Consider the following 25289-nt stretch of genomic DNA (forward strand, 5'->3'; position numbering starts at 1 on the left):
CGGACATCACCCCGGCCGCGATCACCGGGCACTCACCGGACCACTTACACGTAGGTGTAGAACCCCGACCCCGACTTCCGCCCCAGGCGCCCCGCGTCGACCATCCGCTGCAGCAGCGGCGGAGCCGCGTACAACGGCTCCTTGTACTCCTCGTACATCGAGTACGCGACCGAGGACACCGTGTCCAGACCGATCAGGTCGGACAGCTTGAGCGGGCCCATCGGGTGGGCGCAGCCGAGTTCCATGCCGTTGTCGATGTCCTCGCGGCTCGCCATGCCGGACTCGAACATCCGGATCGCGGAGAGCAGATACGGGATCAGCAGTGCGTTGACCACGAAGCCCGAGCGGTCCTGGGCGCGGATCGCGTGCTTGCCGAGGATCTTCTCCACCAGGGACTGCGCCCGGCTGATGGTGCCCTCGGAGGTGGTGAGGGCCGGGATCAGCTCGACGAGCTTCTGCACCGGGGCCGGGTTGAAGAAGTGGATGCCGATGACCTGGTCGGGGCGCGAGGTGGCGACGGCGAGCCGCACGAGCGGGATGGAGGAGGTGTTGGAGGCGAGGATCGCGTCCTGCCGGGTCACCACCTGGTCGAGCACCTGGAAGATTTCGGTCTTCACCTGCTCGTTCTCGACGACCGCCTCGATCACCAGATCGCGGTCGGAGAACTCGCCGAGGTCGGTGGTGAAGGAGAGCCGCGCCAGGGTGGCGTCCCGCTCCTCCTCGGAGATCTTGCCGCGCTCGGCCGCCTTGGAGAGTGAGTTGTAGAGCCGGGTCCGGCCGATCTCCAACGCCTCACCCGTGGTCTCGGCGACCTTCACCTCCAGGCCGGCGCGGGCGCACACCTCGGCGATGCCCGCACCCATCTGGCCGCAGCCCACCACTCCGACGCGTTCGATGTCGGTCACATCGTCCCTTTCGCTCTCACTGTCATGGGGTCGGCAGGTGTCCGGTGTCCGGTACCCGACGCCGCCACGCACGTTACTCGGATCTGTCCCCGTTCGACCGGCCGGGTCAGGCATGCTGTGCGAGGTGGACGGTCCGTGACCAGCGGACCCGCTGAGTTTGGGGTGCACGGCATGAGGCGTATGTCACGACGGGGTTTCGCGGCGACAGCGGCGGTCGGACTGTCGGGACTCGTCACCGCGGGCCTGGCCGTGGCGGCGGAGATGTCCGAGGGTTCCGGGAGCGGGGACTCCCGTGCTCCCCGGCGCGGCGATCCCGTCGGCGCGCTGCGCGGCATGTGGGTGGCGACCGTGGCGAACCGTGACTGGCCCTCGAAGCCGGGTCTGACCGCGGCCCGGCAGCGCGCCGAACTGGTCGCGCACCTCGACACGGCGGTGGAGCGCAGGCTGAACACCGTGATCTTCCAGGTGCGCTCCACGGCCGACGCCCTGTGGGCTTCGCCGTACGAGCCCTGGGCGCAGTGTCTGACCGGTGTCCAGGGCGAGGACCCCGGCTGGGACCCGCTCGGCACCGCCGTCGAGGAGGCCCACGCGCGCGGCCTGGAACTGCACGCCTGGTTCAACCCGTACCGCGTCGCCAACCACACCGACCCGAGCAAGCTGGTCGCCTCGCACCCGGCCCGCAAGCATCCCGACTGGGTCGTGCCCTACGGCGGGAAGCTCTACTACAACCCTGGTCTGCCGGAGGTACGCGCCTTCGTCCAGGACGCGATGCTCGACGCGGTGAAGAAGTACGCCGTGGACGCCGTCCACTGGGACGACTACTTCTACCCGTATCCGGTCGCGGGCCAGGTCTTCGACGACGACGCCGCGTACGCCGCGCACGGCGGGAAGTTTCCGGACCGGGCGTCGTGGCGGCGCGACAACATCGACCGGCTGGTACGGGAGACGGCGGCCCGGATCAAAAAGGTCCGGCCCGGCACACCGTTCGGGATCAGCCCGTTCGGGGTGTGGCGCCACGCCGGGACCGACCCGTTGGGCTCAAACACCCGGGACGGTGTGCAGACGTACGACGACCTGCACGCGGACACCCGCAAGTGGGTCCGGGAGAACTGGATCGACTACATCTGCCCGCAGCTGTACTGGAACATCGGCTTCGCCGTCGCCGACTACGCCGAGCTCGTCCCCTGGTGGTCCGAGGTCGCGCGCGGCAGCGGCACCCGGCTGTACGTGGGCGAGGCGCTCTACAAGGCCGGGGACCCGGCGCAGCCCGCGGCGTGGCAGGACCCGGCGGAGTTGTCCCGGCACCTCACCTTCACCAACCAGTATCCGCAGGTGCGCGGGCATGTCTTCTTCGCGGCCAGGGAAGTGGCCGCCGACCCTGTCGGGGCCATGGCGAAGGTGGTCGCCGACCACTACCAGAAGTCGTCGAAGCTCACACACTGACCTGGTTGAACCTCACACACCGACCTGTCCGGGGCCGCCTATCCGGGGCTGCTCTCGTGGTGCTGGACCACGCAGTCGGGGCCGGGCGACATCAGCGTTTCGTGGCCGTCCTCGAAGCGGACCCGGTAGGGCGGGTTCCCCCGCTGTCCGAGCACCTCGATGACTTCCGCGACCCGGTCGTGCTGCCCGACGATCCTGCCGTGCACCAGCAAATGGTCGCCTACGGTTGCCTGCATCGGGAGGGCCTCCTCGTTCCGCACGGGCAGTGGCGATTCGTGACCGCAAGTCTACGGCGCGTAGCGCGAGTTGGGGCCGGCTCGTACGGTCCGCTCAGCCCCGTGCCCGTTGGGTGACGGCGATGCAGACGAGCACGGCGGCGGCCGTCAGCGGGGCCGCCGGGGTCAGTCGCTCGCCCAGGAGCAGCACCGACCACACCAGTGTGAGCAGCGGCTGTGCCAACTGCAACTGGCTGGCCTTCGGGATGCCGATGGCGGCCATCCCGCGGTACCAGACGACCAGGCCGAGGAACTGCGAGCCGGCCGCGACCCACAACAGCCCGGCCACGCTGTGCGCGGTCAGTCGTACGGGCTCCTGCGACAGCGCGATCGCGGCCACGGGCGCCGTCAGCGGCAGGCACAGGACCAGCGCCCAGCCGATGACCTGCCAGCCCGGCATCACCCGGGCCAGCCGGCCGCCCTCCGTGTAGCCCGCCGCACAGACCAGGAGCGCTCCGAAGAGATAGGCGTCCGCGCTGCTCAGGGCGCCGCCGCTCTGCTGCACGGTGAACGCGATCACCACGACGGCGCCCGCGGACGCCGCCGCCCAGAAGGTGCGCGAGGGGCGGGTGCCGACGCGCAGGGCCGAGCACAGGGCGGTCGTCAGGGGAAGCAGGCCCACGACGACCGCGGCGTGCGCGGTGGTCGACGTCTCCAGGGCGAGGGTGGTGAGCAGCGGGAAGCCGAGGACGACTCCGGCGGCGACGACGGCCAGCCCCGCCCAGTGCCGGCGGCCGGGGAGCGGGACGCGCAGGGTGAGCAGGCAGCCGCCCGCGACGACCGCGGCCAGGACGCTGCGCACCGCCACGAGCGACCAGGGGCCGAAGCCCTCCAGGCCCCACGCGGTGGCGGGGAAGGTGAGAGAGAAGGCGATGACCCCGAGCGCGGCGAGGAGGGTCCCGGCCCGGGGGCCGGGCTGGTCGGCGTCGGCGCCCTGGGGCACTGCTATCGAGGTCCGCGTGATAGCGCTATTCTCTGCTCTCATGCATGAGCGTAGCAGCGTCGGTGATCTGGCAGATCGACTGAGAAGTGAGCTCGACCGCTACTCTCCTGGTGGAAAGCTGCCGTCCAGCCGGGCACTCGTCGAGCGGTTCAGAGTGAGCCCCGTGACCGTGTCCAGGGCGCTGGCCCAGCTCTCCGCCGAGGGGCTTGTGGTCACCCGGCCCGGGGCGGGGGCGTTCCGGGCCGGACCGCGCGAGGCCGGGCCCGCAGTCGGGGACACCTCGTGGCAGGAGGTCGCGCTCAGCGCGGACGCCACCTCCGAACTCGTACCCCGCACGGTGGACGCCTCGGGCGTGCTCGTCTCGCTGGCCGCACCGCCGCCGGGAGTCATCGAGCTCAACGGCGGCTATCTGCACCCCTCCCTGCAGCCGGAACGGGCGATGGCCGCCGCGCTGTCCCGGGCGGGCCGGCGCCCGGGTGCCTGGGCACGTCCGCCGATGGACGGGCTGCTGGAACTGCGCGAGTGGTTCGCGCGGGGCATCGGCGGGGCCGTCACCGCCGCCGAGGTGCTGATCACGGCCGGCGGGCAGTCCGCGCTGACCACCGCGCTGCGCGCACTCGCCCCGCCCGGTGCCCCGGTCCTCGTCGAGTCGCCCACGTACCCCGGCATGCTGGCGATCGCCCGCGCGGCCGGACTGCGGCCCGTGCCCGTGCCCGTGGACCGGGACGGCGTGAAGCCCGAGCTGCTCGCCGACGCCTTCCGGGCCACCGGCGCCCGGGTCTTCGTCTGCCAGCCGCTGTTCCAGAACCCGACCGGCGCGGTGCTCGCCCCGCAGCGGCGGGGCGAGGTGCTCGGGATCGCCCGCGCGGCGGGCGCGTTCGTCGTCGAGGACGACTTTGTACGCCGGCTCGTGCACGAGGACGCGGGACCGCTGCCGCGCCCGCTGGCCTCGGACGACCCCGACGGAGTGGTCGTGCACGTCTGCTCGCTGACCAAGGCGACCTCACCGAGTTTCCGGGTGAGCGCACTGGCCGCCCGCGGGCCCGTCCTGGAACGGCTGCGGGCGATCCAGGTCGTCGACACCTTCTTCGTACCGCGTCCCCTCCAGGAGGCGGCCCTTGAACTCGTCGGCTCACCCGCCTGGCCCCGCCATCTGCGTGCCGTAGCACGGGAGTTGAGGCACCGCCGGGACACCATGACCGCCACGCTCCGGCTGAGCCTGCCCGAACTCGCCCTGCCCCACGTCCCGTCCGGCGGCTACCACCTGTGGCTGCGCCTGCCGGACGGCACGGACGAGCGGGCCCTGCTCTCGGCGGCCCTGCGCGCGGGCGTGGCCGTCACCCCCGGCCGCCCCTACTTCAGCGCGGAGCCCCCGGCGGCCCATCTGCGACTCAGCTTCGCGGCGGTCGCGAGTACCGCGGAGATCACCGAGGGCGTCCGGCGACTGCGTACCGCCTGCGCGGAAATCGGTTCGACAGCGGGGCCCTGACCTGCGAGCCTCCCGCCATGAACGACATACCGGGCCCCGTACCGGGCCTCACGCCGGGCCTGCCCGAGGGCTACGAGATCTCGACCGACCCCGCGCGTATCGACGTCGGCCGCGTCCACCGCTGGCTCGCCACCGACGCGTACTGGGCGCTCGGGCGGCCACGTGAGAGCCACGAGCGCGCGATGGCCGGATCGCTCAACTTCGGCGTTTACGAGGCGAGTTCGGGCGACCAGGCGGCGTACGCGCGGGTGGTGACCGACGGAGCGACCTTCGCCTGGCTCTGCGACGTGTACGTGGACCCGTCCGCGCGCGGCAAGGGAGTCGGGACCGCCCTGGTCGCCGCGGTGCGCGAACACCTCCGGCCGCTGGGGGTGCGGCGTGTGCTGCTCGCCACCGAGGACGCGCACGGGGTCTACGAGAAGCTCGGCTTCCGGGCGCTCGACCGCCCCGAGCGATGGATGGCGCTGGGCCTCGAATGACCTTGCGTCGACCTTCCACCGGCCATCCATCCGCTTAGTAGGTACGACTGCAGCATTGGCGGGACCCCCAACACGATGCCGGTAGATCCTGCCGGTCAGCACACAACTGCCCGTCCAACGCACCGATTTCATCTTGACCCGGCCAGTAAGGCGGTCAGCCAGGTAAGGTCGCGGACGACCAGCAGGTGGGCGGTGCTGCTCACTTGCTTACGGAGGGGGAAAATTCCATGAAGAGGTTTCTGGGTGGCGCCGCCACCATCGCGGTGTGTGCTGGACTCTTCGGAGTCGTGGGCACCGGAACGGCTGCGGCGGCCCCGCTCGATATCGACAAATATGAAAGAGGGGATCCCGCGTACGGTCACATCATAGGGAGTGTCTCCTTCTACAACCGTGATGTTGTGGTGCAGGGGACGGTGAAATCCCACACGACAGGGTGTGCTCAGGCACTGTTCGAGATTTACGAGACCCCGTCGTCAACCCCGAAGGTACAAACGCGCACGGCGTGCGGCCGGGGGACCGGCACCAGCACCGACTACAACTTCACTGTCGACTTGGGCCCAGGGGGCGCCGCATTTGTGACGGTGACCCTCCAGGAGAACACGACCGGCAAGTGGGAGCAGGTCCCCAACGGGTGGCAGCAACTTCTCAACGACGCCCGGAACTGACCTACCCGTAGCGATGCATGGCGCCCGGACTCCGCTACATGTCTGGGCGCCGTCCATGCTTTGGGCGCGCAAGTCTGGGTGGGATTCCTCAGTCTGCCAAGCGGCTCGGGTGCAGTTCTTTGCTGATCCTCGGATTCGGTTTCGTCGCTGGGTCATTGCCTGGTCGACGGCTTCGCCGAGGGAGTCGGTGCTGGTCTGGCTGCGTTGCGGACAGTCCTCGTACTTCGCCTGCCGCCAGACCAGCTCCCGCAGACGAAGTCCAGCAGTATCTCCGCGTCGATCTTCCCGCTGGTGCGCTGCCGGACCAGGTCCGGCTCGCTGCCGAGGACCTTCGCGCCGAGCACGTTGACCCGGCGATCGTATGACCCCGACCGTCAGGGCCGTTGGTCGTTCTCCTCGCAGCAGGCCACCCTGCGCCGCCTGGACAGAACTGGTTCGACACGGTGGACTTCCCCAAGGACGGCGACGGCTGCCGGTGGGACTCCACCCCGCGCGACTGCGTCACCCGCGTCCGCCTCCAAGGCATCGGACACGTCCGCGTCCACCAGCACCGGCCCGTCAAGGGCCGGGTCAAGACCGTCTCCGTCAAACGCGGCCGACAGTGGTACGTCATTCTTGCCTGCGACAACGTGCCCGCCGAACCGCTCCCTGCCACCGGCGCCGTGACCGGCATCGACATGGTCGGGACAGCCCTTAGCCACCGACAGGAGAAGCCCCCGGATTCATCCGGAGGGAGGAGTCACCCGTGAGCATTCGGTGAGCGCAGCCGATCAGCTCTTGACCCGCTCAGCCCCGGCGCTCACGATCGCCGCATGCATGTTCGGGTCACGCTGATCGCCGCCGCCCGCGGTTCCTCGTTGCTCGCCGAGCGCTTCGACGACGACCGGCCGCTCGACCAGGCGGGCTGGGGTGAGGTGCAGCGTGTCGCCCACGCGCTGGTGCCGTTGGCGGCGGCCGAGCTGCGGTACTGCTCGCCGACGCCGCGCAGCCGGGCCACCGGTGACGCGCTGGGGCTCGCGCCACTGGCCCAACCGGCCCTGCGGGACTGCGACATGGGCCGCTGGCGCGGACTGACCCTCGGCGAGGCGATGGCCCGTGAACCGGAGGCCGTGGACGCCTGGCTCGCCGACCCGTACTCCGCGGCCCACGGCGGAGAGCCGCTGGTGCAGTTCGTCCAGCGGGTCGGTGGCTGGCTCGACACCCGCCCCGCCGACGACGGCGGCCGGATCGTCGCCGTGGCGGAGCCCGCGGTCGTACGCGCCGCGCTGGTCTACGCCCTGAAGGCGCACCCGTCGACGTACTGGAACCTCGACGTCCGCCCCCTGTCGACGGCCACGCTCACCGGCCGGGCCGGCCGCTGGAACCTCCGGTTCGACCCTCAGTACGACCGCGTGTAGTCCGTCGTGAGGACCAGGTCCTTGGCGGGGCCGCCCACCCGCCACACCGTCCGCCAGCGGTCCGCGTCGTACACGGTGAACTCGCCCCGGTAGAGGTCGGCCGAGCACGGATGGTCGGCGACGTACCGCCCCGAGGTGAGGTCCAGGTCGTGGAAGGGGCGGCCGTCCGCGAACTGTACGCGGGCCCGTCCGGCTCCGTCGCCCGGCAGGAACCGCAGGGTGCGCTCGGCGGGCCGGGCCACGCCCTGCCACACGAAGGTGCCGGACTCGTGGTGGAGCAGCCCGGAGCGGGAGCCGGGGTGAGGATGGGCGCCGGAGTCGTCGCCATCCAGCCGCTCGAACACCGTCGTCCCGCCGAAGGTGCCACTCGCCCCGCTCGCGAGGTCCCGCACCGAACGCTCGACGCGCCAGCCCCCGGCCAGGTACGCCAGCACATCGCTCACGGGCCGGAACCCGGCCATCGCCTCCGTCACCGCGACCACTCCTGTCCGACCTGTCCAGCCCATTGACGGGCTCGTGCCTCCTGCCCATCCTGCCGTCCGAAGTATTGAGTCGGAGCACAACAGCCATGTACAGGCTTCCGGACGTGGTCAGGAGCAGAAAGGCGAGCACCGTGTGGACGACGAGCCCTTGTCCTGGAGCGAGGCCCAGATGGGCTCGGGCCGCACGGCTCATCCGGGCCCCGGGGACACCTCGCGCTGCGTTCGCGTCCGCCTTCTCGACCTTCTCGACTGCTCGGCGAAGCTTTCCGCGGCTTCTCCCGGTGGTGATGCCCAGGCGCACACCATGAGCGTCGCGCACCACCAAGGTTCGGTACACGCCGGCCGCCCTCTTCGACCAAGATTGCATAAACGTGCAACGATACGTATAGTCATGCCATCCAAGAGGAGGGTTCCATGGCGGTACGTGCGGCAGTGGCCGGAGCGAGTGGGTATGCGGGCGGGGAGCTGCTGCGGCTGCTTCTGGTGCATCCCGGGGTCGAGATCGGTGCCCTGACCGGCAACTCCAACGCGGGGCAGCGGCTCGGTGCGCTCCAGCCGCATCTGCTGCCGCTGGCCGACCGCGTACTCCAGGAGACCACGGCCGAGGTGCTCGCGGGGCACGACGTCGTCTTCCTGGCCCTGCCCCACGGGCAGTCCGCCGCCGTCGCCGAGCAACTCGGCCCGGAGGTTCTGGTCGTCGACATGGGCGCCGACTTCCGGCTGAAGGACGCGGCCGACTGGGAGCGGTTCTACGGCTCCGCGCATGCCGGGACCTGGCCCTACGGGCTTCCCGAGCTGCCGGGTGCCCGCGCCGCACTGGAGGGGACCAGGCGCATCGCGGTGCCCGGGTGCTATCCGACGGCCGTCACCCTCGCCCTCGTCCCCGCCTATACGGCCGGCCTTGCCGAGCACGAGGCCGTCGTCGTCGCCGCGTCCGGGACGTCCGGCGCCGGCAAGGCGCCCAAGGCGCATCTGCTCGGCAGCGAGGTCATGGGGTCCATGTCCCCGTACGGGGTCGGCGGTGTCCACCGGCACACCCCCGAGATGATCCAGAACCTCGGCGTGGCCGCGGGCGGGCCCGTCACCGTGTCCTTCACCCCGACCCTCGCCCCGATGCCCCGCGGCATCCTCGCCACGTGCAGCGCCAAGGCGAAGCCCGGCACCACCGCGGAAACCGTACGGGCCGCCTACGAGAAGGCCTACGCCGACGAGCCCTTCGTGTACCTGCTGCCCGAGGGGCAGTGGCCGGCGACCGGGTCCGTCCACGGTTCCAACGCTGTTCAGGTGCAGGTCGCGTACGACGAGGCCGCGGGGCGCATCATCGCGATCAGCGCCATCGACAACCTCACCAAGGGCACCGCGGGCGGTGCCGTCCAGAGCATGAACATCGCGCTCGGGCTCGACGAGACCACCGGGCTTTCCACGATCGGAGTCGCACCGTGAGTGTCACGGCAGCACAGGGATTCACGGCGGCCGGTGTCGCCGCCGGGATCAAGGAGAGCGGCGGCCCCGACCTGGCCCTCGTGGTCAACAACGGGCCCCGTCTCGCCGCCGCAGGCGTCTTCACCTCCAACCGCGTGAAGGCCGCGCCGGTGCTGTGGTCCGAGCAGGTCCTGAAGGGCGGTCAGCTGACCGCCGTCGTCCTCAACTCCGGTGGTGCCAACGCCTGTACGGGACCCAAGGGCTTCCAGGACACCCACGCCACCGCCGAGAAGGCCGCCGACTCCCTCAACAGCGCGGGGCTCGACGACACGGGCGGTCACGCCGCGGGCACGGTCGCCGTCTGCTCGACCGGCCTCATCGGCCTCCTCCTGCCGATGGACAAGCTGCTGCCGGGCGTCGACAAGGCCGTCGCCCAGCTCAGCCCGCACGGCGGTGAGAAGGCCGCCATCGCCATCAAGACCACCGACACCGTCCACAAGACCTCGGTCGCGCAGGGCGACGGCTGGACCGTCGGCGGCATGGCCAAGGGCGCGGGCATGCTCGCCCCCGGCCTCGCCACGATGCTGGTCGTCCTCACCACGGACGCCGACGTCGACAGCGACACCCTGGACAAGGCACTGCGGGCGGCCACGAAGGTCACCTTCGACCGGGTCGACTCCGACGGCTGCATGTCGACCAACGACACCGTGCTGCTGCTCGCCTCCGGCGCCTCGCGGGTCACCCCGGAGTACGCCGAGTTCGCCGCGGCCGTACGGACCGTCTGCGACGACCTCGGCCAGCAGCTGATCCGGGACGCCGAGGGCGCGAGCAAGGACATCAGGATCGAGGTCGTGAACGCGGCGAGCGAGGACGACGCCGTCGAGGTCGGCCGCTCCATCGCCCGCAACAACCTCCTCAAGTGCGCGATCCACGGCGAGGACCCCAACTGGGGCCGCGTGCTCTCCGCCATCGGCACGACGTCCGCCGTCTTCGAACCCGACCAGCTGAACGTCGCCATCAACGGTGTCCGGGTCTGTAAGAACGGCTCGGTCGGCGAGGACCGCGACCAGGTCGACATGCGCTACCGGGAGGTCCACATCGTCGCCGACCTCGCCGCGGGCGACCGGACCGCCACGATCTGGACCAACGACCTCACCGCGGAGTACGTCCACGAGAACAGCGCCTACTCGTCATGAGCGCCACGCGGAAGCACACCGCGCTGCCCAAGGCCCAGATCCTCATCGAGGCGCTGCCCTGGCTGACCCGGCACAACGGAAAGACGGTCGTCATCAAGTTCGGCGGCAACGCCATGATCGACGAGGACCTGAAGGCCGCCTTCGCGCAGGACGTCGTGTTCCTGCGCCAGGCCGGGCTCAAGCCCGTGGTCGTGCACGGCGGCGGCCCGCAGATCAGCGCGGCCCTGGACCGGCACGGCATCGTCAGCGAGTTCAAGGCGGGCCTCAGGGTCACCACCGAGGACGCCATGGACGTCGTACGCATGGTGCTCGCCGGGCAGGTCCAGCGCGAGCTTGTCGGGCTGCTCAACCAGCACGGTCCGCTCGCCGTGGGGCTCACCGGCGAGGACGCGCGCACCATCACCGCCATCAAGCACCGGCCCGAGATCGACGGGGAGTTGGTCGACATCGGGCGGGTGGGCGAGATCACCGCGATCGACACGGGCGCGATCGAGGCACTGCTCGCCGACGGCCGCATCCCGGTCGTCTCGTCGATCGCCCGCAGCGAGGACGACGGACATGTCTACAACGTCAATGCTGATACGGCGGCTGCGGCTCTCGCTGCGGCGCTGGGTGCCGAGACACTGATGGTCCTGACCGACGTCGAGGGCCTCTACGAGGACTGGCCGAACTCCGACGAGGTCATCAGCCGGCTCACCGCGAAGCAACTGGAGAAGCTGCTGCCCGAGCTGGCCAGCGGCATGGTGCCGAAGATGCGGGGCTGCCTGCACGCCGTACGCAACGGGGTGAACACCGCCCGGGTCATCGACGGCCGGGTCCAGCACTCGATCCTGCTGGAGATCTTCACCGACGAAGGCATCGGCACGATGGTCGTGCCCGATGCGGAGGGGGACGCATGACCGCCGACGAACAGCCGACCGCAGGCGAGGATCCGACCGCCAACCTGGCGCTCACCCGGCGCTGGCAGGGCGCGCTCATGGACAACTACGGCACCCCTCGGCTGCCCCTCGTCCGCGGCGCCGGCACCAAGCTCTGGGACGCCGACGGCACGGAGTACCTGGACTTCGTCGGTGGGATCGCGGTGAACGCGCTCGGCCACGCCCACCCGGCGATCGTCGAGGCCGTCAGCCGGCAGATCGCGTCCCTCGGCCATGTCTCCAACCTCTTCGTCGCCGAGCCGCCCGTCGCGCTCGCCGAACGGCTCCTCCAGCTCTTCGCGCGGGACGGCCGCGTCTACTTCTGCAACTCGGGCGCCGAGGCCAACGAGGGAGCCTTCAAGATCGGCCGGCTGACCGGCCGCGGGCACATGGTGGCGACCGACGGCGGCTTCCACGGCCGGACCATGGGCGCCCTCGCCCTCACCGGCCAGCCGGGCAAACGCGATCCGTTCCTGCCGCTGCCGGGCGACGTCACCCACGTCCCGTACGGGGACCCGCAGGCGCTGGCCGCCGCCGTCACCGCGGACACCGCGCTGGTCGTCATCGAGCCGGTCCAGGGCGAGAACGGCGTGGTCGTGCCACCCCCCGGCTATCTCAAGGCGGCCCGTGCCATCACCGCCGCCACCGGCAGCCTCCTCGTCCTCGACGAGGTGCAGACCGGGATCGGCCGGAGCGGGCACTGGTTCGAGTACCAGGCACACGAGGGCGTCCTGCCCGACGTCGTCACGCTGGCGAAGGGCCTCGGCGGGGGCCTGCCGCTCGGCGCGACCGTCGCCTTCGGACGCGCCGCCCAGTTCCTCAAGCCCGGTCACCACGGCACGACGTTCGGCGGCAACCCGGTCGCCTGCGCCGCGGGCCTCGCCGTCCTCGACACCATCGAGACGGAGGGCCTGCTGGAGAACGTGAAGCGGGCCGGCGAGAAGCTGCGCGAGGGGATCGAGTCCCTCGGCCACCCGCTGATCGACCACGTCCGGGGCGTGGGCCTCCTCCTGGGTATCGTGCTCACCGAGCCGCTCGCACCCCGCGTGCAACAGGCGGCTCAGGACGCCGGCCTCCTGGTGAACGCGCCCGCCCCCGATGTCGTACGGCTGATGCCGCCCCTGAACATCACCGAGGACGAGGTGGACGCGTTCCTCCGGGCTCTCCCGGCTGTTCTCGACGCGGTGACCGACACCGACGGGGACGGACGAACCGGAGAATGAGACGACGATGAGTCAGGCGCAGGATCACGACAACGCGGGGCCCGCCGTTCCGCAGACCCGCACCGCACGCCACCGCCGGATCGTGGACATCCTCAACCGGCAGCCGGTGCGCTCCCAGAGCCAGTTGGCGAAACTCCTCGCCGACGACGGGCTGAACGTCACGCAGGCGACGCTCTCCCGGGACCTGGACGAGCTGAACGCGGTCAAGATCCGCAACAACGACGGCGACCTGATCTACGCGGTGCCGAGTGAGGGGGGTTTCCGTACGCCTCGCGCTCCGCTGGGGGAGTCGGCGAAGGAGGAGCGGATGCAGCGGCTGTCCGCGGAGCTGCTGATCTCCGCGGAGGCGTCCGCCAACCTCGTGGTCCTGCGGACCCCGCCGGGGGCGGCGCAGTTCCTCGCCTCGGCGATCGACCAGGCGGAGTTGCAGGACATCCTCGGCACGATCGCCGGCGACGACACGCTGCTGTTGATCAGCCGTGATCCGACGGGTGGGCAGGCCCTGGCGGACCACTTGCTCCGGCTGGCCCAGAACCATCACTAGCGTTTGTGGCTGCTCGCGCAGTTCCCCGCCGCCCCGGAAGGCGAAAGACAGGGGCGCAGCCCCGTCCTTCGGGGGCGCGGGGAACTGCGCGACCAGCCACGACGCGCCCGCAGCCGCACTCGCACCCGCACCCGCGCCCGAAAGAACCGCCGCTTCACCCCAGCCGGCCGGCCAGGCCCCCCGTGCATCTGACTTCGTCGCCCGCCGTGATCAGCAACCCCTCGATGCCCGGAAGCGATTCCAGCCACGCGAGCCCCTGCCGGGAGCCCATCGCGAAGGCCGCCGTCGCCCACGCGTCCGCCCAGGTGATCCGCGGGCCGACAACCGTCACCGCGACCAGGTCGGTGACCGCGGAGCGCCCCGTGCGCGGGTCCACGATGTGCGTGCCGCGCTCGGCGGAACCCGAGGTCGCCACGGCCAGCCGGTCGACACCGGCCGCGGAGACCACGGCGGCGAGACCACCCGGCCGCAACGGGTCGGACACCCCGATCCGCCACGGCCGGTGCGGCCCCGGTACGCCGTACATCTGCACGTCGCCGCCGCCGTTCACGCTCACTCCGCTCGCCCCGGCCTCCACCAGCCGCAGGGCCGCGCGTTCGACGGACCAGCCCTTCACCATGCCGGTCGGGTCGATGACACCCTCGTACGTCGAACTGAACCAGCCGTCGCTCAACCGCCCCGCCTCGGCGCACAGTTCGAGCACCTCGGCGACCTCCGGGTCGCACTCGTCCACGGTCAGCAGGCCGCGCGCCAGCCGGGAGATCTGGCTGTCCTCTCGATACGTGCTGAACGTCTCGTCCACCACGTGGAGTTGGGCGACGGCCTCCGCCAACGCGGCCTGTACGGCCTCCGGTTCGCCCCCACGTATGTCGAAAGAGAAGACCGTGCCCATCACCTCCTCCGCGTGACGCACCGCCGGAAGCGCATCGGCCGCATTGGCTGCGCCGGCGGCACCGGCCGCCGCATCGGCCGGTTCAGCCACCGGCCTGGTCCAGGGCCGACTGCAGGGACTCCTTGTAGCCGCCGCTGGTGTAGGTGGCGCCCGAGACGGCGTCGATGTCGGCGCTGCCCGCCGCGACCGCGGCCTTGTTCAGCTTGGGCACGGAGTCACTGGTGACCTGGCTGCTGCGACCGCCGCTGGGTGACTGCACCGCCTCCGCCTTGGTGATCTTGCCGCCGCTCACAGTGATGCGTACCTGCACGGGACCGTAGTCGGTCGTGACGGCCTTGCCGGTGACGGTCTTCGCCTGGGCGGCGCCCGCCCCCGACCCGCTCGCGTCACCCGAACCGCTGCCGCCGCCAGTGCCACCGGTACCGCCCGTGCCACCAGTGCCGCCCGTGTCGGCCGAACCGCCGCCCGGCGCCCCCGCCTTGTCGAGGGCCGACTGGAGCGACTTCTTGTAGCCGCCGCTGGTGTAGGTGGCGCCGGAGACCGCGTCGATGTCGGCGGTACCGGTCGTGACCGCGGCCTTGTTCAGCTTGGGCACCGCGTCGGTGCTGACCGTGGTGGAGCGCCCGCCGGTCGGCGACTGCAGGGCGGCGGCCGACGTGATCTTCCCGCCGGCCACGGTGATCCGGACCTGGACGTTGCCGTAGTCGGTCTTGACGACGTCACCGGTGAGGGTCTGGGCCTGGGCGGCGTCGGCGGCCTGCGTACCGCCGGAGCCCTGCGGGGCCACCGACTGCTGTCCCTGTGGCACGCCGTCGGCGGACGAGGCCGCCGGGTCCGACGCCGGCTTCAGCGCCAGCAGCAGGACGATCCCGGACACCGTGGCGGCACCGGCCAGCACGATGCGGCGCAGGGGATGATTCTTCTTCATCGGTCCGGACTCCCGTTCCTCGGACGTTCTTCAGACGTTCTTCAGAGCTCGAAATACTCGGAGTTCGAAATCCTCAGAGTTCGAAGGACTCGTGGTGGATACGGCGGGCGGGTACACCGGCGCCGCGCAGTGCGGTGTACGCGCCCTGGGCGAAGCCGGGCGGCCCGCACAGGAACACGTCGTGGTCGTCGATGTCGGGCAGCTTCTGGCGCAGCGTCTCCGGGTTGATGTCGGGGCGTTCCCCGTCGGGGCTGTTCACCGCGTACATCAGCCGGGCACCGCGCTCGTCGGCGATGGCCGACAACTCGTCCCACAGCGCCAGGTCCTGGGTGCTGTTGGCCCGGTACAGCAGGGTGAGGTCGCCACGCGCCGCCGGCAGCGTCTCGAACAGCGCCCGCATCGGGGTGATGCCCACGCCGCCGGCCATCAGCAGCACCTTGCCGCGGCTGCGCCGGGAGGCGGTCAGCGCCCCGTACGGGCCCTCGGCCCACACCCGCGTGCCCCGCTTGAGGCCCTTCAGCGCGGTGCTGTGGTCGCCGAGTGCCTTGACGGTGATCCTCAGCAGGCCGGGGCGCGGCGCGGCCGACAGCGAGTACGGGTGCGAGCTGAGCCGCATGCCCGGCGCCAGGAACCGCCAGCGGAAGAACTGCCCCGGCTCGGCCCCGATACGGTGCAGCCGCTTCCCGCTGATCAGTACGGAGACGATGCCGGGCGCCTCCTCGACGACCTCCTCGACCCGCATCCCGTGCCGCAGGTTCAGCCGGATCGGCACGAACACCCGGTACCAGAGCACCAGCGCGGTGACCGTCCCGTAGAGCACGTACCAGGCCGTCGTCGCGGTCGGCTGGACGGCGAAGTCGTTGCCGGTGGACAGCTGGTGCCAGAACGACAGGTACACGGCCGCGTAGGTGAGCAGGTGGATGTGGTACCAGGTGTCGTACGGGATGCGCTTGCGCAGTCCGCCGACGGAGATCAGGCCGATGAACAGCAGCAGACCCGTGCCGATCGCCGCCTTGCCCATGTCGGGCAGGGTGTTGACGGAGTCGATGGTCTGGTCGACGACCCCCGTGTTCGCCTGGAGGGCGTAGCCGTACATCGTCAGCCCGATGTGGGCGAGGACGAGGCAGAGCACGTAACGGCCGCTCATGGCGTGCCAGCGGGCGACGCGGTCGGAGCCGACCCGGCGTTCCAGGGCGGGCACCCGGGCCATCTGCAGGACCACGAGAGCCATCAGGTATCCGGCGAGCAGACCGGTGATCCGGCCCGCGTTCAGGATGCGGTCCTTGTCGTCCGCGATGGACGGCGTGTTGCTCCACCAGAGCCAGACGACTCCCGCGGCGCCCGCCCACACGGCGATCAGCAGTGCGATGGCGGGGGAGCGGCGAGGGCGGATACGGCGCATCGTCTGGCGCCGCGCGGCGCGACCGCCGGCGATCGTGCTCACGGTTCCTCCGTGGGGGACGCTGGGAAGGGGAGTGACCCCTCGGCCCAGTGGTACGTCCCGGGACGGCCGTGTGTTCAACGGCTCGCAGGGCAAGCGGTGAACTGCCGCGACGGGTGATCAGCGAGTGATGAGCGAGTGATCAGTGGGCGATCAGCCGGTGATCGAGGTCGGCCCGTCGTCCGTCCCGATGGCGATGTGCGGCTCCCGGGCGGGCTCGGCCCAGTCCAGGATGCGCCGCATCGCGTCCTCGGGCACGGATACACAACCGGCGGTCGGCCCAGTCCCGTTGACGTGCAGGAAGATGCCCGCGCCCCGCCCCCGTACCGGCCGCTCGTAGTTGAAGCCGACGACGAGCGCGTACGCGTACTGCGTGCCGTACGTGATCAGGTGCTCGGACTCGGCGGCGCGGCAGTCGGCCGGGCGGGGGTCGGTCCACCGGTTGTAGGAGCGCGAGTCGTTGTCCTGGCACCACCAGGAGGTCCGCGTCACCCGGCGGTACGACGTGGTCGTCCCCTCGGGCGCCGGCCTGATCCCGAAGGCGTACGGCAGGTCGTACAGGCCGGTGGGTGTGGTGTTCGTGCCCTGCCGGCGGGAGCCGCCGTCGACGAGCCCCTTGGCACCGAATCGCGCGGCCGCGGAGCCTGCCGCCACCCAGCGTCCGTCCCGGCCGCGACGGTCCCACCAGGTGAGCGTGCCGGTCGTCGAGGAGGTCCGGGCGGCCCGCGCGGTGATGAGCTGGCTGCCGCCACCCGTGTCGGCCATCCGCTCGGGCAGCGGGGGCGGGGCATCGGGAGCCGGTCCCGCGGCCGGTCCCGCGGCCAATCCCCCGGCCGGTCCCGCGGCCGGTACGAGAAGGGACACGGACGCGAGGACGGCGGCTCCGAGGCGCATGCTCAGACGGTACTGGGAGGCAGGGGCAGCGGCAGCCCGGGAAGGCCGTCCAGGCTGCTCTCCACGTACTCCTTCTTCTCGAAGTACGCGTTCAGCGAGACGTCGTCCTCGCGCGCGAAGCGCTTGGCGTGCAGGTCGCGGTCCTCGTCGTACGACATGAAGGGGACCGCGTAACCGCAGGTGTCGCGGACGAGCTCGGCCGTCACCACGATGATCGCCCGCAGGCCGTGCCGGCCCGGGTCGATGTCCGGGAAATGGGCGAGGAGATCCCCGAAACGCGGGTCGTCGCGGAAGACCGGCTCGCCCCGGCCGTGTACGCGGACGATGTTCGGCGGGCCCTGGAAGGCGCACCACATCAGGGTGATCCGGCCGTTCTCCCGCAGGTGCGCGATCGTCTCGGCGTTGCTGCCGGCGAAGTCCAGGTAGGCGACGGTGAGGTCGTCGAGGACCACGAACGAACCGGTCAGCCCCTTGGGCGAGAGGTTGACCGTGCCGTCGCCCGACAGGGGCGCGGTAGCGGTGAAGAAGAGGGGCTGCGCCTCGATGAACGTGCGCAGGCGGCCGTCTATGCGTTCGTATGTCTTTCCCATGTCAAGTGATTATCGACGCAACTCTTTCGCCTGTCTAACGATTAACCCCGCCCGGGACCCGGGGTTCGGGGGCCGAGTGGCTTCCGAACCCCGGGTCCCGGGTTCGCCCCGGTCGGTGGGCGGGGCACCCGTGGGGGGAATGGGTCACTGGTGGCGGTGGCCAGGTCCTGTCCGGCTCACTGGTTCAGCGCGCAGGGTGCGAGTGCTTCGAGGCCTTCGGGTTTGTCGGCGGCGCGGCCGATGGCGGTTTCGATGCGGTTGAGTGCGGCGACGCGTTTGTCTTCGAGGGGGCCGAGGATGGCGTTCTGGACGAAGTTGGGTCCGCCTTGGCCGACGGTGTCGACGAGTCGTTTGTTGGCTTCGGCGATCTGGGTGTCCAGTTGGGCGAGGTTGCTGGTGACCTCGGCCTGCGCGGAGGCGGGGATCTCGGGGAGGCTCGGTTCGACATCGGGGCAGCTGATCGTGCCGACGGCGCCCGCGTCCTCCCCGGCTCCCGCGTCCCCGGCATCGCCCGCGTCCCCGCCCGCCTCTTCCGTGGCGGCCTCGGTCGGCTCCGCCCCGGCCTCGTCGCCCGCCTCGGACGCACCGTCGGCGTTGAGCGCGCAGGGTGCGAGTGCTTCGAGGCCTTCGGGTTTGTCGGCGGCGCGGCCGATGGCGGTTTCGATGCGGTTGAGTGCGGCGACGCGTTTGTCTTCGAGGGGGCCGAGGATGGCGTTCTGGACGAAGTTGGGTCCGCCTTGGCCGACGGTGTCGACGAGTCGTTTGTTGGCTTCGGCGATCTGGGTGTCCAGTTGGGCGAGGTTGCTGGTGACCTCGGCCTGCGCGGAAGCGGGGATCGCCGGGAGGCTGCCCGCCACCGCCGGGCAGCTGATCGTGCCCGGGGACGCCAGAGTTCCGGCGGCCTTGCTGTTGTCGCTCTTGGACGTCTCCCCGGCGAGGGCGGAACCTGCGATCACCGCTCCGGACAGCGCCACCGCGGCAGCGCCGCCGATGATCGCCACGCGGCGCTTGTTGTATTTCGGAAGAGCCCTGGACATGGGGATGCCTCGCTTGGGTCAGGAGTGAGTTGACAGACGCGGCGCCGGCGTTCGCGGTGAAGTACGTGAAAGCGGTTTCCCGCGTTCAATGGGAGCCGGAATCTCTGGAAGTCGACATCCCTGGAACCGGAATCGCGGCCCCGCATCGCCGGAATTGACGAATCATGCGGAGGTCTGCATAATCATGCAGCAAGCGAACGCACTGTGAGGAGCGCAACAAGTGAGCAGCAACAGCGGTGACGTACGGCTCTGGGGCGGTCGGTTCGCCGACGGTCCCGCCGAGGCCCTGGCGAAGCTGTCGGCGTCCGTCCACTTCGACTGGCGGCTGGCTCCCTACGACATCGCCGGATCGCGTGCCCACGCGCGCGTGCTGCACAAGGCGCACCTCCTCGACGACGACGAGCTGACCCGCATGCTCGCGGGGCTCGACCAGCTGGCGGCCGACGTCGCGGACGGTTCCCTCGTGGGCACCATCGCCGACGAGGACGTCCACACCGCCCTGGAGCGCGGCCTCCTGGAGCGGCTCGGCCCGGACCTCGGCGGCAAGTTGCGCGCCGGCCGCTCGCGCAACGACCAGGTGGCCACGCTCTTCCGGATGTACCTGCGCGACCACGCCCGGATCATCGGCGGCCTGATCGCCGGGCTCCAGGACGCGCTGATCGGCCTGGCCGAGGCCCACCCGGACGTCGCGATGCCCGGCCGCACGCACCTCCAGCACGCCCAGCCCGTGCTGTTCGCCCACCACGTGCTGGCCCACGCGCAGGCCCTCTCCCGGGACGCCGAGCGCCTGCGGCAGTGGGACGAGCGGACCGCGGTGTCGCCGTACGGCTCGGGCGCGCTCGCGGGCAGCAGCCTCGGCCTCGACCCGGAGTCGGTCGCCAAGGACCTCGGCTTCGAGCACGGCAGTGTCGGCAACTCCATCGACGGCACGGCCTCCCGTGACTTCGCCGCCGAGTTCGCCTTCATCACCGCGATGATCGGGGTCAACCTCTCCCGGATCGCCGAGGAGATCATCATCTGGAACACGAAGGAGTTCTCCTTCGTCACCCTCCACGACGCCTTCTCCACCGGCTCGTCGATCATGCCGCAGAAGAAGAACCCGGACATCGCGGAACTGGCGCGCGGCAAGAGCGGCCGGCTGATCGGCAACCTCACCGGTCTGATGGCCACGCTCAAGGCGCTGCCCCTCGCCTACAACCGCGACCTCCAGGAGGACAAGGAGCCGGTCTTCGACTCCTGCGACCAGCTGGAGGTCCTGCTGCCGGCCTTCACCGGGATGATGGCCACCCTCACGGTCAACCGTGAGCGCATGGAGGAGCTGGCCCCGGCCGGGTTCTCGCTCGCCACCGACATCGCCGAGTGGCTGGTGAAGCAGGGGGTGCCGTTCCGGGTCGCGCACGAGGTCGCGGGCGAGTGTGTGAAGGCCGCCGAGGCCGACGGCGTCGAACTCGACGGGCTCACCGACGAGCAGTTCGCGAAGATCTCCGCCCACCTCACGCCCGAGGTCCGCTCCGTCCTGAACGTACCCGGCGCCCTCGCCTCCCGCGACGCCCGCGGCGGCACGGCCCCCAGCGCGGTCGCGACCCAACTGGCCGAGGTGAAGTCGGACGTGGCGCTCCAGCACGCATGGGCCACGGCCAAGACCAAGCAGTAGGGCTGCGCCCCTGTCTTTCAGGGGCGCGGGGAACTGCGCGACCAGCCACGAACGCACCCGCACCCGCCGACACACCGCACCACCCGAGCTCGACGGCGCCCCACCCACGCCGGAGGCCCACCGCGGGGATACGTTGGTCGAAGTCCGTACCGGAGCCGACCAACGGAGCCCGCGATGCCCTTCGCCCGACTGGCCACAGCGACGACCCCCACCTGCCACATCGGACTGGGGCTCGCCGCCGTCGGTCGCCCCGGCTACATCAACCTGGGCCGGGAGAACGACCTCGGAGAGGACCGCAGCGTCGAGGCGCTGCGCACCCGCACCCACGAACTCCTCGACGCCGCCTACGCCCAGGGCGTGCGCTACTTCGACGCCGCCCGCTCGTACGGCCGCTCGGAGGAGTTCCTGGCCGCCTGGCTGACGGCGCGGCCCGGCATCGACGACATCGTCGTCGGCAGCAAGTGGGGCTACACCTACACGGCCGACTGGCGCACCGACGCCGAGGCGCACGAGGTCAAGGACCACAGCCTCGCCACGTACGAGAGGCAGCGCGCCGAGACGGCCGAGCTGCTCGGCGACCGGCTCGACCTCTACCAGATCCACTCGGTGACCCCCGACAGCCCGGCCCTCACGGACAAGGAACTGCACGCCGAACTGGCCGAGGCGGCGGCGCAGGGGATGACCGTCGGCTTCTCCACCAGCGGTCCCGCCCAGGCCGACGCGATCCGCGCCGCGCTCGCCGTGACCGTCGGCTCGGAGCCCCTCTTCCGGACCGTCCAGGCCACGTACAACGTCCTGGACACCTCGGCGGGGCCCGCCCTCGCCGAGGCGCACGACGCCGGACTCACCGTGATCGTCAAGGAGGGCATGGCCAACGGCCGGCTCGCCGATCCGCACGCGCCGGCCGCCGTGCGCTCCATCGCGGAGGGGGCGGGTGTCGGCGCCGACGCGATCGCCCTCGCCTTCGTCCTGCGGCGGCCCTGGGCGGGCGTCGTCCTGTCCGGCGCGGCCACGACCAACCAGCTCGCGTCCAACCTGCACGCCGCGGTGGCCGACCTCGACGACGAACAGGCGGCCAGGCTCGACACGCTGGCCGAGGAGCCGACGACGTACTGGGGACGACGCGGAGAGCTGCCCTGGCACTGATCTCCGTCGACCGCGTATGAGACATAGGGCGTAAGAATGAGACGCGAATGTCTCATGCGCGCTACACTTGTCTCATGTCTGTCGATCGTGAACACGTGCTGCGCAGCGCAGCCGCCCTGCTGACCCGGAAATCCACCGCCACCATGGACGAGGTCGCCAAGGCGGCCGGAATCAGCCGGGCGACACTGCACCGCCAGTTCGCGGGACGTGACGCCGTCGTCCGGGCGCTCGAAGAGCTCGGCATCCAGGAGTGCGAGGCCGCGCTGGACGAGGCGCGGCTCGACGACGGCGCCGCCTCGGAGGCCGTACGCCGCCTGGTGCGCGAGTTCGAGCCCGCCGCCGGGCTGCTGGCCTTCCTCTACAGCGAGAACCAGCTGTTCGAAGGTGAGGAGCAGAACGCGGGCTGGGCGCGTATCGACGCCCGCATCGCCGCGCTGTTCCGCCGTGGCCAGGAGAGCGGCGAGTTCCGTATCGACCTGACCCCGGCCTGGCTCACCGAGGCTCTCTACGGGCTCTTCGCCTCGGGGGCGTGGGCCGTGAGCGAGGGCCGGGTGGCGGCCAGGGACTTCCAGTACATGATCGTCGAGCTGCTGCTCGGCGGCGCACTACGGAGAGAGGAATCATGACCGGCACGGCGCGGCCGGCGCTCGCGGCGGAGACGGACACGCAGGCAGCGGCAGACGTGAAGGCAGAGGCAGACGTAAAGGCAGAGGCAGACGCGAAGGCGGGAAGGGGCGCCAAGGCAGCAGCGCCAGACTCGGAAGCGGCGGAGAAGCGACCGGGCCGTTGGCTCGCGCTCTCCGTCCTCGTCCTCGCCGTGCTGCTGGTGGCCGTCGACGCGACCGTCCTCGGTCTCGCGACCCCCTACATCAGTGAGGACCTGAAGCCCTCCGGCACACAGCTCCTGTGGATCGGTGACGTCTACTCGTTCGTCATCGCCGGCCTGCTCGTCTCCATGGGCAGCCTCGGCGACCGCGTCGGCCGCAAGAAGCTGCTGCTCATGGGCTCGGTCGCGTTCGGTCTTATATCCGTGCTCAACGCCTATGCGAGTACGCCCGAGTCGATGATCGTGGCGCGGGCGCTGCTCGGTGTCGCGGGTGCCACGCTGATGCCCGCCACCCTCGCCCTGATCCGCAACCTCTTCCACGACCCGCGCGAACGCAGCCTCGCCGTCGGTATCTGGGGTGCCACCGCCTCGGCCGGTACCGCCGTGGGCCCCGTCGTCGGCGGTTTCCTGCTCGAACACTTCTGGTGGGGCTCCGTCTTCCTGATCAACCTCCCCGTGATGGCGGTCCTCGTCCTGGTCGGCGTGAAGCTGCTGCCCGAGTCCCGCAACCCCGAGCCCGGCCCCTGGGACCTCGTCAGCGTCGTCCTGTCCCTCGTCGGAATGATCGGCGTCGTGTACGGGATCAAGGAGACCGCTTCGCACGGCCCGACCGTGCCGGCGGGCGCCGCGGGACTGCTCGGCGCGGCCGCGCTCTACGCGTTCGTACACCGCCAACTCACGCTGCCGGTACCGCTGTTGGACATGAGGCTGTTCCGCAACCGCGGCTTCTCCGGAGCCGTGCTCGCCGACCTGCTGACCATCCTCGGCCTGTCCGGAGTGGTCTTCTTCCTCTCGCAGTATCTGCAACTCGTGCAGGGCCGCGGGCCGTTGGAGGCCGGGCTCGCCGAACTGCCCGCCGCGGTGGGCGCGGTGGCGGCCGGCCTGGCCGCCGGTACGGTCGCGCGCCGCTACTCGGTGCGGGCCGTCGTGGCGGGTGGTCTCGCCGCGATCGGGCTCGCCCTGGGCGCGCTGACCGTGCTGAGCCAGTCCACCGGCTATCCGCTTCTCGGTTCGGCCCTGCTCGTGGTCGGCGTCGGTGCGGGCTTCTCCTTCACCGTGACGGCGGACGTGATCCTCTCCAGCGTGCCCAAGGAACAGGCGGGCGCCGCGTCGGCCGTCTCCGAGACCGCGTACGAGCTGGGGGCGGCCCTCGGTATCGCCCTGCTCGGCTCGATCGTCACCGGCGTCTACGCCGGCTTCACGGCGCCCGCGGGTACGCCGCAGGAGGTGGCCGACGCGGCGCACGAGTCCCTCGGCGGAGCCGTGGAGGCGTCGTCGGTCCTGCCTGCCCCGCAACCGCTTCTCGACGCCGCACGCACGGCCTTCGTCGACGGCGTCGCCTTGGCGGCGGGCCTCGGCGCGGCGGTCCTGCTGGCAGCGTCGGTGGCGGCGTGGATACTGCTGCGCGGCCAGAAACTGGGAACAGGGAAGTAAGGGCGAGCCCGGTCAGGGGCACGGGGGGTTGTCAGGGGCGCAGCCCCGTCTTTCAGGGGCGCGGGGAGTGTCAAAGGCGCAGCCCCCGTCTTTCAGGGACGCGGGGGTGTCAGGGGTGCAGCCCTGCCTTTCAGCGGCGCGGGGGGTGTCAGGGGCGCGGGGAACTGCGCGACAAGCCCCCACCGGCCCGCAGCCGACAACCAATCCGCAGCCGACGTAACCCCGCAGAACCAGCGGAGCTAAGCCGCTTCCTTGGCCTTCGTGGCGTACATGTCCACATACTCCTGCCCCGACAACCGCATGACCTCGGCCATCACGGAATCCGTCACGGCCCGCAGCACGTACCGGTCACGGTCCATGCCCTCGTACCGCGAGAACTCCATCGCCTCACCGAAGCGGACGGTGACCCGGCCGGGGCGGGGGAACCCGGCACCACCGGGCTGGATCTTGTCCGTGCCGATGATCGCGAACGGGACCACGGGCGCGCCGGTCATCATCGCCAGCCGTGCGATACCGGTACGGCCGCGGTAGAGCCGGCCGTCGGGGGAGCGGGTGCCCTCCGGGTAGATGCTGAAGACCTTGCCCTCCTCCAGTACCCGGCGACCGGTCATCAGCGCCGCGACACCGCCGCGGCCGCCGTCCCGGTCGACCGGGATCATCCCGCAGCCGGTGAAGAACCAGGCCATCAGCCGGCCCTTGAAGCCCTTGCCGGTGACGTACTCGTCCTTGCCGATGAAGAAGACCTGCCGGTCGCAGAAGAGCGGCATGATCATCGAGTCGATGAACGTGAGATGGTTGCCGGCGAGGATGACCGGGCCCGTGCCCGGGATGCGCTCCGCACCCTCCACCCGTGGGCGGAACATCAGGCGCATGATCGGTCCGAGCACTGCCTTGATGAGCGCGAAGCGGGACAACGGGCCCTCCGGTGTCAAGGGGTGGGTTATAGGTCTGTGCAGGTGAGGACGATACTCGCGGGTGCCGGAGTCGTGCACATCGGGTTCACCGACTGGATACGCAGTGTTGACCTTTGTTTACCTGGGGTGGCGCCTCGTCACCCGACCGTCACC

At 70.9% G+C, this 25289-nt stretch carries 25 protein-coding genes and 1 pseudogene; 15 read left to right on the forward strand and 11 right to left on the reverse strand.

Features of this window, described 5'->3' with window-relative positions; genetic code table 11:
• Positions 1 to 44 precede the first annotated feature (44 nt).
• Positions 45 to 905 (reverse strand): 3-hydroxybutyryl-CoA dehydrogenase, encoded by an 861-nt coding sequence (locus AOK01_RS20525; protein ID WP_055513789.1) that lies wholly within the window; start codon positions 903 to 905, stop codon positions 45 to 47.
• Positions 906 to 1076: 171 nt separating this feature from the next.
• Here AOK01_RS20525 and AOK01_RS20530 point away from each other — a divergent pair, with 171 nt between their 5' ends.
• A complete protein-coding gene (locus AOK01_RS20530) occupies positions 1077 to 2348 on the forward strand; it encodes a glycoside hydrolase family 10-like protein (protein WP_055513943.1) in 1272 nt (423 codons plus the stop codon).
• Between the two features lie 38 nt (positions 2349 to 2386).
• On the opposite strand, the gene AOK01_RS20535 is transcribed toward AOK01_RS20530, so the two are convergent.
• Both AOK01_RS20535 and AOK01_RS20540 read right to left on the reverse strand, forming a co-directional pair.
• Entirely contained in the window at positions 2387 to 2584 is a 198-nt protein-coding gene (locus AOK01_RS20535) for a DUF1918 domain-containing protein (RefSeq protein ID WP_055513945.1), read from the reverse strand.
• Positions 2585 to 2678: 94 nt separating this feature from the next.
• Positions 2679 to 3608, reverse strand: a complete 930-nt coding sequence (locus AOK01_RS20540) for a DMT family transporter (RefSeq protein ID WP_055513791.1) — start codon at positions 3606 to 3608, stop codon at positions 2679 to 2681.
• Here AOK01_RS20540 and AOK01_RS20545 point away from each other — a divergent pair.
• The 5 genes and pseudogenes from AOK01_RS20545 to AOK01_RS20565 all read left to right on the forward strand — a co-directional run bounded on the left by AOK01_RS20545 (position 3607) and on the right by AOK01_RS20565 (position 7596).
• Positions 3607 to 5055: an aminotransferase-like domain-containing protein gene (locus AOK01_RS20545; protein WP_079103593.1), complete on the forward strand. Its 1449-nt coding sequence runs from the start codon at positions 3607 to 3609 to the stop codon at positions 5053 to 5055. The two genes, AOK01_RS20540 and AOK01_RS20545, sit on opposite strands and share 2 nt — an antisense overlap.
• A gap of 17 nt (positions 5056 to 5072) precedes the next feature.
• Positions 5073 to 5534, forward strand: a complete 462-nt coding sequence (locus AOK01_RS20550; protein WP_055513796.1) for a GNAT family N-acetyltransferase — start codon at positions 5073 to 5075, stop codon at positions 5532 to 5534.
• 227 nt (positions 5535 to 5761) lie between these two features.
• Positions 5762 to 6199 (forward strand): hypothetical protein, encoded by a 438-nt coding sequence (locus AOK01_RS20555; RefSeq protein ID WP_055513798.1) that lies wholly within the window; start codon positions 5762 to 5764, stop codon positions 6197 to 6199.
• Positions 6200 to 6553: 354 nt separating this feature from the next.
• Positions 6554 to 6879 (forward strand): annotated as a pseudogene (locus AOK01_RS20560) (RNA-guided endonuclease TnpB family protein); the annotation flags it as partial.
• 132 nt (positions 6880 to 7011) lie between these two features.
• Positions 7012 to 7596, forward strand: a complete 585-nt coding sequence (locus tag AOK01_RS20565) for a histidine phosphatase family protein (RefSeq protein WP_055513802.1) — start codon at positions 7012 to 7014, stop codon at positions 7594 to 7596.
• Here AOK01_RS20565 and AOK01_RS20570 read toward each other — a convergent pair.
• A complete protein-coding gene (locus tag AOK01_RS20570) occupies positions 7578 to 8057 on the reverse strand; it encodes a DUF6314 family protein (RefSeq protein ID WP_055513947.1) in 480 nt (159 codons plus the stop codon). The genes AOK01_RS20565 and AOK01_RS20570 overlap by 19 nt on opposite strands.
• A 435-nt stretch (positions 8058 to 8492) precedes the next feature.
• On the opposite strand from AOK01_RS20570, the gene argC reads away from it, so the two are divergent.
• From argC to AOK01_RS20595, 5 genes are read left to right on the forward strand one after another with little or no spacing between them, the layout of a single operon-like run.
• Positions 8493 to 9521 (forward strand): N-acetyl-gamma-glutamyl-phosphate reductase, encoded by a 1029-nt coding sequence (gene argC, locus AOK01_RS20575; protein ID WP_055513804.1) that lies wholly within the window; start codon positions 8493 to 8495, stop codon positions 9519 to 9521.
• A complete protein-coding gene (argJ, locus tag AOK01_RS20580) occupies positions 9518 to 10696 on the forward strand; it encodes a bifunctional glutamate N-acetyltransferase/amino-acid acetyltransferase ArgJ (protein ID WP_055513806.1) in 1179 nt (392 codons plus the stop codon). The genes argC and argJ overlap by 4 nt, the downstream gene beginning before the upstream one ends.
• Entirely contained in the window at positions 10693 to 11595 is a 903-nt protein-coding gene (argB, locus tag AOK01_RS20585) for an acetylglutamate kinase (RefSeq protein WP_055513809.1), read from the forward strand. Before argJ ends, argB begins: the two co-directional genes overlap by 4 nt.
• Positions 11592 to 12836 carry an acetylornithine transaminase gene (locus tag AOK01_RS20590; RefSeq protein WP_055513811.1) on the forward strand — a complete coding sequence of 415 codons (1245 nt, stop codon included), beginning with the start codon at positions 11592 to 11594 and terminating at the stop codon, positions 12834 to 12836. Before argB ends, AOK01_RS20590 begins: the two co-directional genes overlap by 4 nt.
• 7 nt (positions 12837 to 12843) lie before the next feature.
• Complete coding sequence (locus tag AOK01_RS20595) at positions 12844 to 13380, forward strand: arginine repressor (protein WP_055513813.1); 537 nt, start codon at positions 12844 to 12846, stop codon at positions 13378 to 13380.
• Between the two features lie 154 nt (positions 13381 to 13534).
• On the opposite strand, the gene AOK01_RS20600 is transcribed toward AOK01_RS20595, so the two are convergent.
• The 6 genes from AOK01_RS20600 to AOK01_RS20625 all read right to left on the reverse strand — a co-directional run bounded on the left by AOK01_RS20600 (position 13535) and on the right by AOK01_RS20625 (position 19162).
• Positions 13535 to 14272, reverse strand: a complete 738-nt coding sequence (locus AOK01_RS20600; RefSeq protein WP_079103610.1) for an FAD:protein FMN transferase — start codon at positions 14270 to 14272, stop codon at positions 13535 to 13537.
• 82 nt (positions 14273 to 14354) lie between these two features.
• Positions 14355 to 15200 (reverse strand): FMN-binding protein, encoded by an 846-nt coding sequence (locus tag AOK01_RS20605; protein WP_063792832.1) that lies wholly within the window; start codon positions 15198 to 15200, stop codon positions 14355 to 14357.
• A gap of 73 nt (positions 15201 to 15273) precedes the next feature.
• Positions 15274 to 16602: a ferredoxin reductase family protein gene (locus tag AOK01_RS20610; protein WP_055513951.1), complete on the reverse strand. Its 1329-nt coding sequence runs from the start codon at positions 16600 to 16602 to the stop codon at positions 15274 to 15276.
• 192 nt (positions 16603 to 16794) lie between these two features.
• Positions 16795 to 17535 carry a L,D-transpeptidase family protein gene (locus AOK01_RS20615; protein ID WP_055513816.1) on the reverse strand — a complete coding sequence of 247 codons (741 nt, stop codon included), beginning with the start codon at positions 17533 to 17535 and terminating at the stop codon, positions 16795 to 16797.
• A 2-nt stretch (positions 17536 to 17537) separates the two neighbouring features.
• On the reverse strand, positions 17538 to 18125 hold the full coding sequence (locus tag AOK01_RS20620) for a pyridoxamine 5'-phosphate oxidase family protein (RefSeq protein ID WP_055513818.1): 588 nt from the start codon (positions 18123 to 18125) through the stop codon (positions 17538 to 17540).
• A gap of 176 nt (positions 18126 to 18301) precedes the next feature.
• Complete coding sequence (locus AOK01_RS20625) at positions 18302 to 19162, reverse strand: hypothetical protein (RefSeq protein ID WP_055513820.1); 861 nt, start codon at positions 19160 to 19162, stop codon at positions 18302 to 18304.
• Between the two features lie 220 nt (positions 19163 to 19382).
• Between AOK01_RS20625 and argH the strand changes: the two genes are divergently transcribed.
• From argH to AOK01_RS20645, 4 genes are all read left to right on the forward strand, one after another.
• Positions 19383 to 20816: an argininosuccinate lyase gene (argH, locus tag AOK01_RS20630; RefSeq protein WP_055513822.1), complete on the forward strand. Its 1434-nt coding sequence runs from the start codon at positions 19383 to 19385 to the stop codon at positions 20814 to 20816.
• A 174-nt stretch (positions 20817 to 20990) separates the two neighbouring features.
• Positions 20991 to 21962 (forward strand): aldo/keto reductase, encoded by a 972-nt coding sequence (locus tag AOK01_RS20635; RefSeq protein ID WP_055513824.1) that lies wholly within the window; start codon positions 20991 to 20993, stop codon positions 21960 to 21962.
• A gap of 74 nt (positions 21963 to 22036) precedes the next feature.
• Positions 22037 to 22588 carry a TetR/AcrR family transcriptional regulator gene (locus AOK01_RS20640; RefSeq protein WP_055513826.1) on the forward strand — a complete coding sequence of 184 codons (552 nt, stop codon included), beginning with the start codon at positions 22037 to 22039 and terminating at the stop codon, positions 22586 to 22588.
• Complete coding sequence (locus AOK01_RS20645; RefSeq protein WP_079103595.1) at positions 22585 to 24222, forward strand: MFS transporter; 1638 nt, start codon at positions 22585 to 22587, stop codon at positions 24220 to 24222. Before AOK01_RS20640 ends, AOK01_RS20645 begins: the two co-directional genes overlap by 4 nt.
• Positions 24223 to 24461: 239 nt before the next feature.
• Here the strand turns inward: AOK01_RS20645 and AOK01_RS20650 are convergent, their stop codons facing one another.
• A complete protein-coding gene (locus AOK01_RS20650; RefSeq protein ID WP_079103596.1) occupies positions 24462 to 25154 on the reverse strand; it encodes a lysophospholipid acyltransferase family protein in 693 nt (230 codons plus the stop codon).
• Between the last annotated feature and the right edge of the window lie 135 nt (positions 25155 to 25289).

This window comes from Streptomyces aurantiacus (genome assembly GCF_001418335.1).
Lineage (GTDB): Bacteria > Actinomycetota > Actinomycetes > Streptomycetales > Streptomycetaceae > Streptomyces > Streptomyces aurantiacus.